A 15969-nucleotide genomic window follows, 5' to 3' on the forward strand; every position below is an offset into this window, starting at 1 on the left:
GGATCTATGAAACGTAAAAGACTCGTCGTACTGACAGGCGCTGGAATCAGCGCGGAATCTGGCCTCCGCACATTCCGCGGAAACGACGGTATGTGGGAACACGAAAACATCGAAGACGTCTGCACACCAGACGCCCTCCGTCGTGACCCGAAGCGCGTCAAAGACTTTTACAACTTCTTGCGAAAGGGGCTCCCCGAGCATGAGCCGAATGTGGCGCACATCGCGCTTGCGAAGCTCGAAGAGCGCCTCGGCGACGAATTCTTGCTCGTGACGCAGAACGTCGACGACCTCCACGAACGTGGAGGAAGCAAGCGCGTTTTGCACATGCACGGCGACTTGATGAAACTCCGTTGCACTAAAAACGAGCACGAATTTGAATTCACGGGTGAAGAAACTTTGGACACAAAATGCCCGATTTGCGGAAGCCCCGTGCGCCCGGACATTGTGTTCTTTGGCGAAACGCCTTTATATATGGACGAGATTCAAGAAGCACTCATGAACTGCGACGAATTCGCCTACATTGGCACAAGCAGTGTCGTGTATCCAGCAGCAGGGTTCAAGAGTTTCGCGAAATCTTACGGCGCAAAAGTCACTTGCTTAAATCTAGAAGCACCCTATGGCGACCCGTACACAGACGTCGTCATTCAAGGCAAGGCGACCGAAGTCGTACCCAAGTGGTGCGAAGAATTCAAGTGAGTTACTAGTTATTAGTTACTAGAATGGAAGTAGACAGTAGGCTGTGGTTAGTAAAAAGCGCGGGGTTCAATCTGAACTGCCCGCGCATTTTTTTACTTCTTTTCCGGTATTTTGGTTTCCGCCGTATCGTCCTTAATCAAGCGCACATACGATTGCGAATGTGTACTGAAAGTCACGCGGCCGGGGAAAATTTCAAAGCAGAACTTGTCTTCGGAGGTCCAGAAATGACTAAAGAAGTTATTGCTGATACCGGTGCTACATTTGACCGGAGTCGCTTCAAATCCCAAGTTATCGGTCGGGGTCACATTACACTTTTCCCAGCCCTTGCGAGACATGAGTACGCTCGACGGGTCACCAAGCCCTAAACCAGCAGCAGTCTTGATCAATGTTTCAAAGTCCTTTTTGCTCGGAACGCGCCAGCCCCTTACGGCACAATACTTGTTCACCGAGCTCCATTCGTACAAGCCCTCGCCCGTATAACCCACGCACTTGTACTTTAAGGGTTCCTTCATCCACACTTGTTCGCCAATCCTTACGGTCTTGTAAACCTGACCATCGCGAGGGTCGACAAACTGCGATTCAAAAAGATTCGGGGAAAGCGAAAACCTTTTTTGCCAAATGTATTCCTGCAAGATATCGAGCATTTGCGCGCACGGTTCAAAAGAGAGTCCCAAATCCACGCAAAGTCGTCTTTGGCAAGCCTCCAAAACTTCTTGCTGTTCGCCATCCGAAAAACTTCTGACCTCATACATGCTTGACGGAATTTGCTTTAAGACAAGCAGGAACAAACGGTCCTTGGCATCTGCAAATTCGGGAGCATTCAAATCACGCAGTTCTTTTTCCAAAGTCGATTCGTTTGCGAAAATGGAATCACCAACTTTTTGTACAAGAGCTTCACACAATGCATTGACATCTTTTTGCGCCACCTTGACCGCTGGGCGCACCAATTTGGCGCCGCAGAACGGGCAATTTTCCATTTTATCGATTAAAGCATCAAAATCTTTTAGATTTTTATGACACTCTTTACAGAACATAGCGTTTTCCCCGAAAAGATTCTCGTATTTTCAATCTTAATATTAAAAAACAAGAATGAAAGGGATGTAAAACTTATGCAAAAAACGATTGCAAGGATTAATTACTTGGCACAAAAGCAATAGGCAAAATGATCCGCTTCGGCAATTTTCGTCGGGAGTTCGGCGGAAAGACATTTTTCACGAACTTCGGCAGAAGCCTGTGCGCATTTACAGCAGCGATCGGCAAAGCGGCAACCCTTGGCAAAATCCTTTGGATGCGGCACAGACCCCGGAATGGACGCAAGCGTGTGCAAGTCGCTATGGCTTTCAGGAATCGCAGCCAAGAGTCCTTGCGTGTACGGGTGCATCGGATGGTTGATGACTTCGCGGACAGGACCTTCTTCGACAATGCGGCCAGCGTACATCACGGCCACGCGATGGGCGTACTGCGAAACAATACCCATATTGTGCGTAATGAGGAGAACGGCAGTTCCCGTTTTCTCGGCCATTTCTTTAAGCACAGCAAGAACTTGAGCCTGAACAGTCACATCCAAAGCAGTCGTCGGTTCATCAGCAATGATCAATTTGGGCTTTGGCAAAAGCGCCATCACGATGCAAACACGCTGGAGCATGCCGCCCGAAAGTTCGTGCGGATAGGAATTCAAAACGCGGTCTGGATCGGTGAAACCGGCCAAGCGGAGCTGTTCGCGGACAAGGTCTAAAGGAGATTCCCGATCAAGTCGGGAATGACAATCCTTTTGGGACTGCGAGGAATCTTGTTTGGACTGCGCACTTTTCGAGACTGCGCCGAACTTGAAAACTTCGAGAAGTTGCTTTTTGATAGTGACGACAGGGTTCAGCGCCTGCATTGGTTCCTGGAAAATGCACGCAATTTCAGAACCGCGAACAGATTGCAAATCCTTGAGCGGGAGTGTCGCCAGGTCGCAAGCATTACCATCGTCAGCATTACGCGAATCTTGAGCCATCGCATCGAACAAAATCTCGCCGTTCACAATCTTTGCACTTGGCCACGGCAACAAGCGCAAAATACTCATCGCAGTCACGCTCTTTCCGCAACCGGACTCGCCCACCAACGCAAAAAATTCGCCCGGGAAAATGTCAAACGAGACTCGGTCCGTCACTTGCAACGGTTTCCTGCCGTCACGCGAGTTATCGTTCTTGTCGAACCCGAACGCCACAGAAACTTCTTTAACGCTTAAAACTGGAGAACGATTAGACATACCTATCCCCCCGATTTCGGGTCGGTTGACGACTCCGCAATCGACTTAAAAACGCTATCAGAACATCTGAAGTCAATTGCTCCGCGCTCCCACGGCTCGTCAATACGAGCCGTTCCCGCTTGGCATGGACCACTCAGTCGTATTGCATTAAACATAGCGATCTCCCGACTTCGGGTCCATGGCATCCCTCACGCCTTCGCCAACAAATGTCGTGAGCAAAAGCGTTACGAAGAGCGCAGCAACAGTGCTCACGGAAATCCACGGAGCATAGAGGTTGTTAAGTCCTTGGCTCATGAGTTCGCCCCAACTCGGCGTCGGCGGCTGGAGTCCAAAGCCCAAGAAGTCAAGCGACGTAAGGCTTCCGATTCCACCGATAAGCGTGAACGGGAAAAGCGTCACCACGGGAGTCATTGCATTCGGCAAGATTTCCTTGAAAAAGATATGGCGATGGCCAAGCCCAAGGACCTTTGCGGACATAACGTAAGTCATGCTGCGGAGCTTCAAGAATTCCGCACGCATGTAATAGCTGAGCGAAAGCCAGTTAAACGCCGCCATAATCAAAATCAAAAGCCAGAAACTGCGGCCGTAAATACTACCGATGAGAATCACCACGTAAAGCATCGGGAGCGACGACCAAATTTCGATCATACGCTGCATGCCCGTATCCCAGAACTTCCCGAGATAGCCCTGGATACCACCAATGACAATGCCGAGGAACGTTCCAAGCACGGTCAAGAGCAAACTAAAGCTGATGCAAATGCGGAACCCGTGAATGAGGCGGCTCAAAACATCGCGCCCATTGCTATCGGTCCCGAGCCAGTGCTTTGCGCTCGGCGCAAACGGAGGGGTTCCCTCCTCACTCAGATCCGCCTTCAGCGGATCGTGCGGCACTGGCGGCATGAGCGTCCACATCTCGGGGCAGCCTCCAGCACGTGGGAATCCGTCTTCTTCATCCTGCTTACATTCTTCGACATCCGCAAAAAGCTTTGCGTAATCCTGTTCCGTCTTGTATTCGCCACCAAAGTCAGCTTCGCTGTAACGCGCAAACGCTGGGAAATAGCTTTTGCCGTTGTAACGCAAATAGAACGGCTCGTCATTCACCGTCCACGGGCTCGTGAGCGAAAGCAAGTACGCCACAACCAGAATCACAAGCGACCAAAAGGCGCGCTTGTTCTTGCGGAAGCGCTTCAGGCGGTTCAAAGTTTCTGTCGAAAGTCTAAGTTTCATAGATTAAACAAGGTTCGGCACATTTTTTGCGGCAGTCCCTACAAGCATTAAATACTCGACTCGATAAATTCCTTGCGGAACGTCCCGTTGCCAAGCAAAATATCAATCGGCAGCTTGTGGAATTCATACTCGTACGGAGGCTGCTTCCACGCAAAGTCCTTCGGGTATTCGTTGAAAATGTACTGCAACAACTTCACCGCCATTTCAAAACTGCGGAACTTGTTACGGTCCGTCACGTGAATCTGCGCACCGCCACAAATCTGCCCTGCACCCTTGTGGAATGTCGGCTGGAAGTAGTTTTCGCGGAAATACACGCCCGGAAGCTTAAGCCCGTTCATGTACTTGCAAAGCTTGACCGCATCGATAAACGGAGCGCCAAAGATTTCAAACGGACGCGTCGTGCCACGGCCTTCGCTCACGTTGGTCGCCTCAAACAAACACATACCCGGATACACAATTGCAGTATCAAGCGTCGGCATGTTCGGGCTCGGCAAAATCCACGGGAGTCCCGTTTCATCGAACCACATGCGCTTATCGTAGCCGTCCATGTGCATCACATAAAGTTCGCACTTCGGGAATCGTTCGGCCTTGAACTGTTCGGCAAGTTCGCCAATCGTCTTGGCATGGCGCGTACGAATGCTATGAAGCCCAACAAAGCTCGTGTAATTGAGGTCGAGCACCGGACCTTCCTCGTCCACGCAGTTAATCGGATTCGGGCGATCCACCACGACCACCGGGATTCCCGCCTTTTCACAGGCCTTCATGCAGAGGAAGAGCGTCCAGATGAACGTGTAGTAACGCGCACCCACATCCTGCAAATCGACAAGCATAGCATCCACGTGCGAAAGCATTTCTGCGGTCGGTTCGCGATGTTCACCGTAAAGGCTGTAAACCGGAATATGCAATTCCGGGTCTTCGTAGCCTTCCCATTCAATCATGTTGTCTTGCGTATGCCCCTTGATGCCGTGCTGCGGGCCAAACAAAGCCGAAAGCTTAAAGAGCTTGCCATCCAAATCCTTGAGCAAGTCAAGCGTATAACTCAAATCGGCACAGACCGAAGCCGGATGGAGAACCGCACCCAGGCGCTTACCACGAAGCGCTGCCGGAAAACTTTTTTCAAAATGAGAAAGAGCTAACGTAACCATGTTTTTAAAGGTAGTAAAACCACCTTTAAACGCCAGCCGCTTCAAGCCGTTTCACATGGCAATATGCAAGTTCTTTTGTCCGCTCGTCACGCAAATGCAGGCTGGAGCCCTCGCAATAGCGCCAATACTTGCAAGTTTTACAGTCACCAATTTTCGCCCAGCTGCGGTCACGCATCACCTGATAGCGGTTCTGCCATACATCCCACAAGTCATCCTTGTAGATATTCCCTTGAATGTAATCCCCACGCAAGCTCGGGCATGCCGAAATACTTCCGTCACACAACACCGACGCAATATTGACGCCCGCCCAGCAAAAGAACGGATTATCGCGAACGGCCTTTTCGTAACTGCCGAGAAATCCTTCGCAATCGTAGTTCACATTCATGAGATTTTGCTTCTTGGCTTCACGAATAAATTCAAATACTTGACGAAATTCTTGATTCGTAAGTTGGAACAGCGGATTGTCTTTTGCACGGCCTTTCGCAAAGACATTCGAAACACGCCAACGCTTGACGCCCAAATTTAAAAGCAAGTTATAAATCTTGGGCAATTCCTTAAGGTTCTTACGATTCACGCAAGTCATCACGTCAAACGTAATGCCGTCCGTATGTGAGGCCATGTTGATGGCACGCACCGCACGTTCGAAGCTGTGCACATTGCCGCGGAAATGGTTATGATTATCTTCAAGGCCATCAAGGCTAATCGTCAACGCACGCAACCCTGCATTCATGAGTTTCGTATAACGTTCTGGATTTAAAGCCATTCCATTCGTCACCATGCCCCAAGGGTATCCACGCGACTTGATTTCTTTGCCGATTTCTTCGAGATCGGCGCGCATCAACGGTTCACCGCCAGTAATCACCACGATAAAATTGTTAGGATCGACATGGGGCGAAACGCCATCCAAGACCCGCATAAAATCTTCGCGAGGCATGTCCGGAATCGCATCGGCAACACAGTCGCTCCCGCAATGCAGGCAATGCAAATTGCAACGCAACGTACATTCCCAAAAGAGGTACGTCAGCGGATGCGCCTTAATCTGGCTATGACGATAAAGGCGATGCGCTTCGAGCGCAAGAAACTTTTTAAAACCGAGATGCATACGGAGTCAATTCCGAATTATTTATCTTCTCCGCAAGAGCCGTCAAACGCGCAAGGAGGGCCGTAAAGAACAACGGTCTCATCAATGATAATGGTATTATAATTCGCCCGGAATTCAGCTTCGTTGTAGACCTTGCCATCGCTGCATGTATAAACTTTATCCTTCACATAAACAACGCCATACTTGGCCGTAACTTCGGGCTTGTAAACAACACCATATTTTGCGGTCACTTCTGTCGGATCACGCGTTACAGGAGCCTGCTCTTCATCAGCCGTAGATTCAACGCAAGTCACCCCATCGGTACATTCATAAACATTGTCACCTTGATGAGTCGTGCAAGTTTCCTTATCCATATAAACACCGTACAAGGGTACGACTTCTATTCCGCCACTAGAGCTTTCTGCAATCGGAGAAGAACTTGAGGATTCTACGGAACTAGACGATTCTGCAGACGAACTCGACTGAACATCCGAAGAACTTGAAGACTGAGTTTCGACAGTCGAACTGGAACTTGAATTTTCTACGGACGAACTCGAATTTTGTCCATTCGTTGTACTTGAACTGGAATCCGGAAAGACAGGAGCCGTAGGTGAAGCTCCATTATCGCAGGCATTCCATAAGAATGTCGTCAGTGCAAGAAGAAATTTTTTCCAGTGTTTATACATTTTACAGACTCCTTCAAAACCCATTCAACCACATCCTTAATATAACCAAACGATTGGGCATTTTCAATTGCAGAAAGCCCCCTTCACAACGCTTTTTTATCAAAAAACGCCCCCAAAAAAGCCAAATCTTTCTGCTAATGTATTATATAAAGTTTTTTCTACTTGAATTCCGGAGCAATCGTCAATACAAGGCTCAAGCCATGCCAACTATGGAAAGCAAACTGCACGCGGAACAGATACATATCCGGCTTGCGGACGCGAACGCCGAATCCCCACGAATTGTAGAGACGGTCCTTTGACCAGCCGGTAATCTTGTCACTAATCATCGCGTATTCGTTAAATACGACGCCATCAACAAGGCGGTCCACCGGCCAGCGGTATTCCGCCGAAAGACCGAGCAAGAACGGAGCCACCCAAGCATCCGTGTAGCCACGCAACGGGAATCTCGCATTCAAAGCCGGGAAAGCTGAATTCGGGGCGCCGCCCTTTTCCATTTCCCAAATTCCTTGGAATCGCAACTGGAATGCCAGCACGCGATGTTCAAAAAGCGTTTCTACAAGATTTTCAGGACGCCACACACGCAACGCTTCATTCAAAGAGAAGTCCGTATAGAATTTTCTCGTCTTGCGGCCTTCTTTTGCCGACAATACATATTGATCCGCACGACCGATAAAGAAATAAATCTGGTAAAAAGCATCGACACTCACATAATCATGATTCTTTCCGCCATCGCGCAAATCGTCAGGACGGCTCAAGCCCGCTAATTCAAGGTCTTTGTGCGTGATTCCACCATATTTACCCGTCAACACATACGAAGCCTTCAGGCTCAGGCGCTGGCCTCTCGATGGAGCGAACGGGAAATCCAAATTATCAAACACCAGGTTTGCATAAATCGGAATTTCATAGTGTTTTTGGTAAAGGCCACGGTCTTCAATCGGATATTTCGGGTCATCCAGCACGGTATCCTTCGTGTCCGTGAAATCAGCCTTATGATAAACTAATTCCGTACCGACGCTAAAGTTCAAATTTCGCGATTCTGTAATCGGAAATCCCAGCTGGGCGCCCAAATTAATCGTCGTATCGGCCTGTTCAAACGATTCCTTTGTCCCTGGCAAAATAAATCCGTTATCGCGGTCCATGTAAAGGTTCGCGTTTACCGCGCCATACAGTTTTTTTCCAAAAAGCGACTGCTTAGAATAACGCAATTTTACATCGATATCGCTATTGGCATAGTAATGACCTTCAAAAACAGCATAGTCGCCCTCCTTTATCAAGTTTCGGTGACGGTAACATAAACCAATCATCGTGGAACTCCCCGGCTTCAAGTTGAACACCGGGTAAATGAGGACGTTACGTTTTTCACCGAACGTAATGAGGTCTACAGCCTTGTCGGCAACACCATTTTCAATCGCATAATGTAGCGGAGCCGCGATCGGGTAGACTAGCGAGCTAAAAACCGGCTGAATAATGTGGAGGAACGGCCACGCAATGACTTCGGTAAACGACATTGAACCCGAAGAAGTATCTTGCACAGCTTCGCCAGACTTCTTCGCATGTGCAGGCAAACTCAACACGCCCACAAGCACCAGTAATGTCACCAAACGCATCATTTTCCTTTTAATATATAGTTATATTGAGTATGATGTTTTCTCTTTTTGCAAAAATTATCAAAAAATTAGCGACTTATCCGAAGATTATCCTTACGGTTTTCCTCGCGATAGGCATTCTCAGCATTTACCCCATCATGCACTTGCGATGGGATTTGCAGCTGCAAGATACCATTACAAGCGCTCGCGAGCCAAGCAACGTCCAAAAGATTGAAGACGAATTCGGGGGGCTCGGAAGCCTTATTGTCATCTTGCAATCGGAAGATTCAAGCGCAAACTATCGCATTGCAAAAGACCTCGCACAAAAGATGCAGCAGAGTCCGGCCGTCCATTTTGCAGACTTCGAGACAGACATCGATTACTACAAGAAAAACAAATTCTTGTACGCCAGTGAAAACGACATCGACATCATGGTGCATCGCATTGAGAAGCTCAAGCACGACTACATCATGAAGAACAATCCGCTGTTCATCGACCTCAAAAGCGCGATCGATTCCATCACGCAGACGACCTCGGAACAGCGCGAGCAGCTATTGAGCGACCTCGAGCAGAAGTATTTTGACAAGCTCGCCGTGAGCCATTCCAACAAAACCGGAACGATTCGAATCGTCGAAATCTATCCGACGCATTCCATCTCGGATTTGCAGGCAAACAGGAACCTTTTCTACGAAGTTTCGACGCAATTGAAACTTGAAGAAACTCCTAGCGATTTTCGGGTGCATTTTGCAGGAAAGGTCTACGAATCCATCCAGACCGGCAAGCGCCTTTTGCCCGAAGCAAAGATGGTGGGCTGCGTTACGGCAGGGCTGATTATTCTGCTCTTGATTCTCAACTTCTTTAGGCAACCGCAATTGATTTTTATTTCGGCACTGCCGATTGCAACGCCGATTATCACAACGATGGCATGTTCGTACATGTTTTACGGACGCATCAACCTGTTTACGCTTTTGCTTGCGATTGTGCTCCCGGGGCAGGCGTTGCAGATTATCAACCACGTTCTGAACAGATACTTCTTGGAACGCGAACAAAACCTGAGCCCGCAACTTTGCATAGAAAGCGCGCTGCTCGGCATTGGCCCCTCCACAGCCGTTTCGAGTTTCGCATTTGCCACGCTATTTGCAAGCCTCATCTTTATTCCGCTGCCGGGCCTCCAGGAACTTGGCGTGCTAGGTTCGACGGGTTGCATTTTGAACTGGGCCATCACGCTCCTTTTCTCGACCGCCCTTTTGCAGGTGGCACAGCGCAAGAAGCCGTTTTCCATCAGGCATTCGCAAATCCACCCAGAGTGCAAGATTTCGATGCTTTCGAACCGTTTAAACTGGACAATTTTCTCGATTATCATCGCAGCAAGCCTTGTCGGGCTTTACATCGGCGGAACGCGTCTTCACATCCGCAACGATTTTTCGGCTACAGAAATCAACTACAAGGACGCAACGATTGATTCCCTGATTGCCGAGACGGGATTCATGAACAAGACGCCCGTGGTCGTCATGCTCCCGGAAAGTGCCGAAAGCGAAAACCTGCTGGAACGATTCACCGAGCTCAAGAACAACGGCGAACTTTCGACCGTCAATTCACTGTTTACGCTTGCACAGTTCTCCCCCAACTTGCAACAGAAAAAAATGGAAAAGCTCCGCCAGTTGCACAGCTTGGTCACTAAGGAATTCCGCGAAGCGCTCTCCAAGAGCGAACTTGAAAATCTTGAGAAGGTGGAACAGGCTCTGGAATTCGACGAATCCGACGATTTTGAACCGCCTGAGTACATCGCCAAAAAATTCCGCGACAAGCACGGCAAGCAAGGACGTTTTGCGTTCATCTTTACCGACATCAAGGAAAACTACGGTAGTGAATGCGTCAAGCTGTACAAAGAACTCCACCAGATTGAAGGAATCGATAGCGGTAAATACCTGGTCGCAGGCATCCCGATTACACGCGCTATTTTCTTGGACAGGATTACAAACCATATCAGTAGGCCCTTGCAAGTGGGTGGTATTTTGGTTTTCCTGTTCATGCTCGTTTACTACAACCGCTTTAGCCGCGCCTTGTTTACCGCACTCCCGTCTGTATTTGCCGCAAGCTGGTTCTTGGCCGCCCTTAACGCTTTTGACGTGAAGATTTCGGCATATAGCGCACTCGCCTTCCCGATTTTGATTGGCGCAAGCGTCGATGGTTCCCTCCAGTTCTTCACGGCTTATTACGAGAAGCAAACTGGGACCGCGCTCACCATCCTTAGGGATAAGTTCTTTACGATTTTTCTCTCGCAGATGGCCGCATTCATCGGTACTTACGGCATGCTCGTTTCGTCCCACCCGGGGTTGCGTAGCATGGGTTATGTCTCGTTGACAGGCCTTATCTGCATATTCATTTCTCAATTCACCATCTTCCCCCTCATTGCAGGATCGCTCGACCAATACCGTCTGAGACAGAAAAGGAAAAAGGAAGCTAAAAATGAAAACGCTTTCTGATAGAACGCAAAATATTGCAGCATCGCTCACCGTCGCCATCGACACGATGGCAAAACAGATGATCGCAGACGGCAAGGACGTCGTGAGTCTCGGCGCAGGCGAACCCGACTTTGGAACGCCCACTCCCATTCAAGATGCGGCAATTGAAGCCATCCGCGCAGGCAAGACGCGCTATACTGCACCTGTCGGGATTCTCGATGTACGCAAGGCCGTAGCAAAGAAATTGGAAGAAGAAAACGGACTCCATTACGATGCATCGCAAATCATCATGACGAGCGGTGCAAAGCACGCCGTGTTCAACGCACTCGCCGCCTTGATTAATCCGGGTGACGAAGTGATTATCCCCGCCCCGTACTGGGTCACGTATCCGGAACTCGTGAAGTGGCTCGGCGGTACGCCGGTGTTTGTTGAAGCGGGCATTGAAAAGAACTTCAAGATTGACGCCGAAGATTTACGCAAGGCATGCACGCCGCGCACGAAGGCAATTCTCCTGAACAACCCGTGCAACCCGACTGGCGCCGTTTACAGCAAGAGTGAACTTGAAGCTCTCGCCAAAGAAATTGTCGCACAGGACATCTACTGCATCTCGGACGAAGTTTACGAATACTTTGTCTACGATACAGAATTTACAAGTGCCGCAGTGTTCCCGGGAATGGCAGAACGCACAATTGTAATTAACGGTTTCTCGAAATCTCACTGCATGACCGGTTGGAGAATCGGTTATGACGCCGCCCCCGCTCCGATTGCAAAGATCATCGGCAAAATCCAGGGGCAGGCCACGCACCACCCGAGCAATGTCGCACAGTACGCCGCCCTCGGTGCACTCAACATGGACAAGAGCAACGTGCACGCCATGCAGGCAGCCTTCCGCAAGCGCAGAGCCTACATGCTGGAACGCACCTCGTTCTTACAAACAAAGCCGCGCGCACCCGAAGGCGCGTTCTACCTTTTTGCTCCGGTAAGCGATTACTACGGCAAAAAAACTCCGGACGGCAAGGTGATTGCAGGCTCCATTGATTTTTGCAGCGCACTTTTGGAAAGCAAGGGACTTGCGATTGTGCCAGGCGCCGCCTTTGGCGACGACACTTGCGTTCGATTCTCGTACGCCGCAAGCGATGAAAATCTCGCGAAGGCTTGCGACCGCTTTGAAGCATTCGTGAAAGAACTCTCGTAATAAGGAATTGCGATGTTCCCATTCCGCCTCGTCAATCCAGACCCATCGAAACCGTTTACCATCGGGCGCAAATCGGATAACGTTTTGCAATTCGACAACCTGATGGTTTCGAGGTATCATGCGGTTCTGAATTTTACGGACGGCAAATGGATTTTGCAAAGCTTGACCCAGAACAGCATCACAATGCTGAATGGGAAAGACGTGACGACCGCCGTTTTGAATGATGGCGACGTGATTCTCATTGGGCCAAGGCAGTTGCGAGCAACGCTCCGTGGCGCCGATTTGACGCTTTTGATTATGGAGCGCGAAACGGAAAGCGATATGCAGACCGTAACGCTCTCGACGGAATGGAGAGATATTGAAATTCCGGGAATCGGGAAAGCGAAGTGCCGCAGGATTGCGAGCCGAGATGCGCGCAGTTCTAGGAATACCGAGTGCCGCGAAAATCGTGCCGAGTTCAAGTTCGCGAAAGCGATTGTGGACGAGAGCGGCAAGCGCACACGCACGATTACAGTTGCAAGTGGTGACGCCTGTCGTTTTGAATCCGCCGTGGTCGGTTTCCGCAATAACGATTTACTGATTGAAGCGCAAAATTCAGGCTTTGACGTTTTTGCGCAGAACGTGAATGTCTTTGCCGGCAAAAAGCAATTATTAAAAGGGATTGATTTCGAACTCCCCGCCGGCGAGATTCTCGCAATTATCGGACGTTCTGGACAAGGTAAATCATCTCTCCTGAAGATGATTCAGGGAATTAACAGTTGCGACAAGCAAAGCATTGTACGCATCGGCGGTGTCGATTACCGCAAAAACGAGATTCGCAGGCGCATTGCAATATTGCCGCAAGACCCGCCGCTCCGCCCGGAGCTGACCGTCGAAGAAACTATTCTCGACGGAGCGCGTTCGTCGATGGACGTGCAGAACTTCAAGCAAGATGCACTCGCGCGACTCGAAAAGTTCTGCGAACTTTTCGGGCTGAGCGGACGCAAGCATAACCTCGTGAAGACGCTCAGCGGCGGCGAAATGCGCCGCGTCGCGCTCGCACGCGAGCTCATGGGCAATCCGGGCCTCGTGATTCTCGACGAACCGCTCTCGGGTCTTGACCCGTACAATTCGAGAATCCTTTGCACGCACTTGAAGCAGCTAGCGTTCCTCGGTCATACGATTATCCTCACGACTCACAGCTACGAAGCTTTGCAAATTGCAAATAAAGTTCTCGTACTGCACCAGGGCGAAGAAGCGTTCTTCGGGACTGTTCAGGCCGCATACGCGCACTTCAACACGAACGATCCGCAAGCACTCCTCACGAGCATCACGCAAAGCATGGCTGCCGAATTTCACGAGAGCTACAAGCACGAGCAAAAAGTACGCGACAGCAAGTATTACTTTGAACGCACCAAGCTCCCCCGCAATTTTGCCTACACCGTGCGCATCACGGCCAAGCAGTGGTTCCGCGACAAAGGCCGCATTGCCGCACTTTTTGTGCAGCCCGCGATTATCGGATTTTTGCTCTCGCAAATATTCTCCGACCAAAGTTCGCTCTGGACCGTCGCCTTTGCGATTATCCTTTGTGCAAACTGGTTTGCGCTCTCGCTTTCTATCCGTGAAATCGTGCAGGAGAAAGACATTCTCCGCGACAAGTTCCGCCGAGGCGTTTCTGCAATCTCGACGCTGACCGCAAAATGCACGCTCCCCATCATTTTCACGATGATGCAGACGGCAATCGTCTATGCGTTTATCAGTACCCGCATTACCCCCCACCCCCAAATTGCGCTTATCGCCTGCGTTTTCGCCTGCATCGCTGTCCCCGCAACTACCGTCGGGCTATTTACGAGTACGCTTTCCAAGAACACGAGCCAGGCAAACGCCTTCTTGCCGCTCCTCATCATCCCGCAAGTCGCCCTCGCAGGCGCCCTCGTGCCGCTTGACCAAATGCAGCCCATTGGCCGCGCGCTTTCGAGCGTCATCTGGTCGCGCTACAACCAAGCTTCGCTCCTCAACATTTTGCTGGAACGAAAAGACGACATTTTCAATGCGATTTTTGCCATCGCTATCGCACTTAGTTTCTATATTGTAACTGCAATTTTACTACACAAATTAAAGAAGCCAAGATGATACGTCCAGAACAACCGCTAAATTTTCCGTACCCCTTTAACGAAAACTACGAACTATTGGGAACGCTCGGCAAAGGTGGAATGGGCTATGTCTACAAGGCTCTCGATAAAAGGCTAAACCGCGAAGTCGCCTTCAAGATTCTCGACTCGACCTCCGATGTCGAAGCTATCAAGCGTTTCTATCTCGAAGCGCAGGCCATGAAGGAACTCGACCACCAGAACATTGTTCACGTGTTCGACTTTGGACAGCAAGGGAACCAGCTTTTTATCTCGATGACTTACGTGCAAGGTATTTCACTTGCCGAAATTTTGCAGAACAAGAGCAAGCTTTCGTTCGAGGCGATTGAAGTCATCATCAAGCAAATTGCACGCGGTCTCCTTTACGCGCACAGCAAGGGCATCGTCCACCGCGACGTGAAGCCCTCGAACATCATGCTCACGCGCGACAACCGCGTCTACATCATGGACTTTGGCATTTCGTACATCCAGGAGATGGAAAAGGAACGCCTCACCCGCACCGGCATGACGATGGGTACGCCCGAATACATGTCGCCCGAACAGTGCCACGGTGACGAAGTCACGCTCCAGTCCGACATTTACAGCATGGGCGTGATCCTTTACGAAATGACTTGCGGACGTTTGCCGTTCGAAGGCAGCCGCCCTGTAGAAATTGCACTCAAGCACGTGCAGGAACCGCCTCCGGCTCCGGAACTTTTCCGCGAAGATATCCCGGATGGACTTTCGGCGCTAATCCTCAAGTGCCTCAAGAAAAAACTGAACGAACGCTTCCACGACATGCAGGAATTCTTGGACGAATGCGACCAGGTGTTTCCGCAGCACGACACACCGCACCAGAATTCGTCTCTCGGCCGCAAGACCGGGAGCCACCGCAACGTGCCCTCGATTGCAGAAGCCGCCAAGCGATTCAGCAGCAACATGACTCCGCACAAGCTCATGATTGTGGCGTTCTCGGTGCTGTTCCCGCTCATTGTGATTTTGCTCATGCTTCTCATGTTCACGCACAAGCCGCAGAACATGCTGCACGAAATCGAATGGAACGAAGTCATTGCAAACTACGAGACAAGAGCTATCGAACCCGAAATGAAAAAGGGATACCCGATTGCAAACTTGACCGATGGCGACCTTACGACTGCATGGCTCAACAAGATGCCGCTCAAGCCGCTGAACCCCGTGCTCGCCATGTACTTCGACCAGAACACGCTCATCACGAACATCGGTATTGCTGTTGGATACCAGAAGTCCGTGGATGACGCCTTCGGCGACCGCTTCCGCATTTTCAAGAAGCCGCGCACGCTCACCATCGAGACGAAGGACGGTTTCAAACAAAGGATTCACCTCGAGAATATCAAGGGGATGCAATACCCGAACATCCAAGCGGTAGAAACGACTGAACTCCGCTTCTACCTCGAAGACGTTCACCCCGCCGACAACGACGACTACGCTATCTCCGAGATTCGCCTGCTCGGGATTGAACTAGAATAACATCGTCGTAATAAAAAAAA

At 50.1% G+C, this 15969-nt stretch carries 12 protein-coding genes; 5 read left to right on the forward strand and 7 right to left on the reverse strand.

All coding sequences use genetic code 11. The features are described from left to right. Positions 1-6: 6 nt before the first annotated feature. Complete coding sequence (locus tag B7982_RS02840; RefSeq protein WP_088659453.1) at positions 7-696, forward strand: NAD-dependent deacylase; 690 nt, start codon at positions 7-9, stop codon at positions 694-696. 92 nt (positions 697-788) lie between these two features. Here B7982_RS02840 and B7982_RS02845 read toward each other — a convergent pair whose 3' ends face one another. The 7 genes from B7982_RS02845 to B7982_RS02875 all read right to left on the reverse strand — a co-directional run bounded on the left by B7982_RS02845 (position 789) and on the right by B7982_RS02875 (position 8699). Beyond that, positions 789-1730, reverse strand: coding sequence for an FISUMP domain-containing protein (locus B7982_RS02845; protein WP_088659454.1), 942 nt, complete (start codon positions 1728-1730; stop codon positions 789-791). A 101-nt stretch (positions 1731-1831) separates the two neighbouring features. After that, on the reverse strand, positions 1832-2950 hold the full coding sequence (locus B7982_RS02850) for an ABC transporter ATP-binding protein (protein ID WP_233138332.1): 1119 nt from the start codon (positions 2948-2950) through the stop codon (positions 1832-1834). 147 nt (positions 2951-3097) lie between these two features. Continuing rightward, positions 3098-4177 carry an ABC transporter permease gene (locus B7982_RS02855; RefSeq protein WP_088659455.1) on the reverse strand — a complete coding sequence of 360 codons (1080 nt, stop codon included), beginning with the start codon at positions 4175-4177 and terminating at the stop codon, positions 3098-3100. 47 nt (positions 4178-4224) lie between these two features. Continuing rightward, a complete protein-coding gene (locus B7982_RS02860) occupies positions 4225-5322 on the reverse strand; it encodes an exo-beta-N-acetylmuramidase NamZ domain-containing protein (RefSeq protein ID WP_073424074.1) in 1098 nt (365 codons plus the stop codon). Between the two features lie 25 nt (positions 5323-5347). Further along, entirely contained in the window at positions 5348-6424 is a 1077-nt protein-coding gene (locus B7982_RS02865) for a TIGR04133 family radical SAM/SPASM protein (RefSeq protein WP_088659456.1), read from the reverse strand. A 17-nt stretch (positions 6425-6441) separates the two neighbouring features. Next, positions 6442-7089 carry a hypothetical protein gene (locus B7982_RS02870; protein WP_088659457.1) on the reverse strand — a complete coding sequence of 216 codons (648 nt, stop codon included), beginning with the start codon at positions 7087-7089 and terminating at the stop codon, positions 6442-6444. A gap of 158 nt (positions 7090-7247) precedes the next feature. Further along, entirely contained in the window at positions 7248-8699 is a 1452-nt protein-coding gene (locus B7982_RS02875; protein WP_088659458.1) for a BamA/TamA family outer membrane protein, read from the reverse strand. Positions 8700-8728: 29 nt separating this feature from the next. On the opposite strand from B7982_RS02875, the gene B7982_RS02880 reads away from it, so the two are divergent. The 4 genes from B7982_RS02880 to B7982_RS02895 are packed head-to-tail and all read left to right on the forward strand — an operon-like array spanning position 8729 to position 15949. Beyond that, complete coding sequence (locus B7982_RS02880; protein WP_088659459.1) at positions 8729-11161, forward strand: RND transporter; 2433 nt, start codon at positions 8729-8731, stop codon at positions 11159-11161. Continuing rightward, on the forward strand, positions 11145-12335 hold the full coding sequence (locus B7982_RS02885; RefSeq protein WP_088659460.1) for a pyridoxal phosphate-dependent aminotransferase: 1191 nt from the start codon (positions 11145-11147) through the stop codon (positions 12333-12335). Before B7982_RS02880 ends, B7982_RS02885 begins: the two co-directional genes overlap by 17 nt. Positions 12336-12347: 12 nt before the next feature. Beyond that, entirely contained in the window at positions 12348-14447 is a 2100-nt protein-coding gene (locus B7982_RS02890; RefSeq protein ID WP_088659461.1) for an ATP-binding cassette domain-containing protein, read from the forward strand. Then, positions 14444-15949, forward strand: a complete 1506-nt coding sequence (locus tag B7982_RS02895; RefSeq protein WP_088659462.1) for a serine/threonine-protein kinase — start codon at positions 14444-14446, stop codon at positions 15947-15949. Before B7982_RS02890 ends, B7982_RS02895 begins: the two co-directional genes overlap by 4 nt. Positions 15950-15969: the final 20 nt, after the last annotated feature.

This window comes from Fibrobacter sp. UWB2, from assembly GCF_002210425.1.
Taxonomy (GTDB): domain Bacteria; phylum Fibrobacterota; class Fibrobacteria; order Fibrobacterales; family Fibrobacteraceae; genus Fibrobacter; species Fibrobacter elongatus.

Excerpts from the sequence above, each read along its gene's own strand:
- B7982_RS02870 (WP_088659457.1), bottom strand. The coding sequence starts at position 7,089 with ATGTATAAACACTGGAAAAAATTTCTTCTTGCACTGACGACATTCTTA.
- B7982_RS02855 (WP_088659455.1), bottom strand. The coding sequence starts at position 4,177 with ATGAAACTTAGACTTTCGACAGAAACTTTGAACCGCCTGAAGCGCTTC.
- B7982_RS02850 (WP_233138332.1), bottom strand. The coding sequence starts at position 2,950 with ATGTCTAATCGTTCTCCAGTTTTAAGCGTTAAAGAAGTTTCTGTGGCG.
- B7982_RS02865 (WP_088659456.1), bottom strand. The coding sequence starts at position 6,424 with ATGCATCTCGGTTTTAAAAAGTTTCTTGCGCTCGAAGCGCATCGCCTT.
- B7982_RS02845 (WP_088659454.1), bottom strand. The coding sequence starts at position 1,730 with ATGTTCTGTAAAGAGTGTCATAAAAATCTAAAAGATTTTGATGCTTTA.
- B7982_RS02875 (WP_088659458.1), bottom strand. The coding sequence starts at position 8,699 with ATGATGCGTTTGGTGACATTACTGGTGCTTGTGGGCGTGTTGAGTTTG.
- B7982_RS02860 (WP_073424074.1), bottom strand. The coding sequence starts at position 5,322 with ATGGTTACGTTAGCTCTTTCTCATTTTGAAAAAAGTTTTCCGGCAGCG.
- B7982_RS02890 (WP_088659461.1), top strand. The coding sequence starts at position 12,348 with ATGTTCCCATTCCGCCTCGTCAATCCAGACCCATCGAAACCGTTTACC.
- B7982_RS02885 (WP_088659460.1), top strand. The coding sequence starts at position 11,145 with ATGAAAACGCTTTCTGATAGAACGCAAAATATTGCAGCATCGCTCACC.
- B7982_RS02840 (WP_088659453.1), top strand. The coding sequence starts at position 7 with ATGAAACGTAAAAGACTCGTCGTACTGACAGGCGCTGGAATCAGCGCG.
- B7982_RS02880 (WP_088659459.1), top strand. The coding sequence starts at position 8,729 with ATGATGTTTTCTCTTTTTGCAAAAATTATCAAAAAATTAGCGACTTAT.
- B7982_RS02895 (WP_088659462.1), top strand. The coding sequence starts at position 14,444 with ATGATACGTCCAGAACAACCGCTAAATTTTCCGTACCCCTTTAACGAA.